At 64.6% G+C, this 1,479-nt stretch carries 2 protein-coding genes; one reads left to right on the top strand and one right to left on the bottom strand.

What is annotated here, in order from left to right:
• A partial coding sequence (locus tag ACIBQZ_RS43265) for a DUF695 domain-containing protein (protein WP_396094782.1) occupies positions 1-952 on the bottom strand: 952 nt, incomplete at its 3' end.
• 223 nt (positions 953-1,175) lie between these two features.
• Here ACIBQZ_RS43265 and ACIBQZ_RS43270 point away from each other — a divergent pair.
• Positions 1,176-1,479, top strand: a 304-nt coding sequence (locus tag ACIBQZ_RS43270) for a hypothetical protein (RefSeq protein WP_396094783.1), incomplete at its 3' end; no start/stop codon positions are given.

Here is a 1,479-nt window from a genome sequence, read left to right on the forward strand (position 1 = left end):
TCCACCGCGTCAGGTGCGACTCGATTTCGGCTAGTGCGTTGGTCTGCGAGTCGACGTAGAAGTGCATTGTGCGGATACCGCCGCTGGTTTCGTGCGCGACGAGCGCGCCGTTGGTTGCGATGGCGGCGCGCAACTCGTCCTCGAAGGCGCGTAGAGCGGTCAGTGAATCGTCCACGGGGAGAAGCCCGTCGTTGTATCGCTGGTAGGGCAGCCTGATCGGCACATGCAGGTCGAAGCGTGGCCAGCGGGCGGAGCGCAGCGGGGAGGCCGCCGTTGCGAGCAGCGGTGTTCCGTCCTGTCGTTGGCCTTCCATGAGCACCCAGGAGTCCTCGTCGTTGGCGACGGCCGTGACCGCGTGGCGGAGTTGTTGTGGTGTCGTGGGGTTCGCCGGCGGGGTCGCGGTCCAGCCGATGTCGCCGAGCCAGATCTCCACGTCGTTTTCACCGATCGCCCAGTCGAGCGTCAGGAACGTGATCTGACCTTGGATGTTGTCCGGCAGGCTGGCGAATGCGGGGTGGTGGCAGACGACGTCGATCTGGTGGCGCTGCTTGTCCACGGTGATGCCGTACCGGATGTGCGTGAGCTCCAGCTTGTGGCCGTCGAGTTCGATGGTGGACTCGAAGGTCGATGGATCGGCGGCGCGTACGCAGCGATAGGACCAGGTGTCGTCGGCAGGTGGAGCGGCGGCCAGCCACCGGGCCGCAGTGGCGCGTAGCGTCGCCTGCCCGCCGGAGGTGACGACCAACGCGTGTGCGGAGGTAGTGCCGGGAGCCAGTTCCCACTGCAGGTCGGAGTGGATGGCCTTGACCCGACGACTGAGCTCGTCGGCGAAGTCCCGGACCGCGCCGGCGGGGATTGCCGCCGCCACGTCGTCGCGTGCCGTCGCCCACCATTTCCAGAACTCGGCGATGGTCTCAGCTTCGGGACGTGCCTTCTTCCGGAACAGACGCATGATCGCGCAGTGTAGCGACGTCCGCGGAGTAACGCGGAGTAACTGATCACCTGCGCCGGTCAGCCACTTGATGCGCCTCTAAATCTGGCGTTCCGGCGAGAGGTCCACGTCAAGGATTCGGTAAGGGCTCGTCGAGCGTGACGATTGGTCTGGTGGTCCCTGTCACTGCGGCTTTGGTCTGGCCGCAGCCGAACGCTGGCACCAGCGCTGAAAGGATGGAGCAGTGACGACAGCGACTGAGTTTGTTCAAGCCTTCGTCGATCGCTTCCCGGTGCTCCGGTCGGACTACGACGATCATCTCGAGGACATGGGTGAGCTCTTACCCCATGTCATCTTCGGGATTGGAGCAGGTTTCACCGACCGGATCGTCGGCGCCTACCTGCGGGAAGACGACTCCCTGGGCTGGAGAAGCGTGCTGGAGTTCTTCGACGAGTATTTCGACCGCGGCGATCGTGACGTCGACGAAGTGCTGGTAACGAGCTTCCTCGACATGTTGCCGTGGCCGAATCAGCCCGGACACGGCTTGG

Source organism: Actinoplanes sp. NPDC049599, from assembly GCF_044465625.1.
Taxonomy (GTDB): Bacteria; Actinomycetota; Actinomycetes; order Mycobacteriales; family Micromonosporaceae; genus Actinoplanes.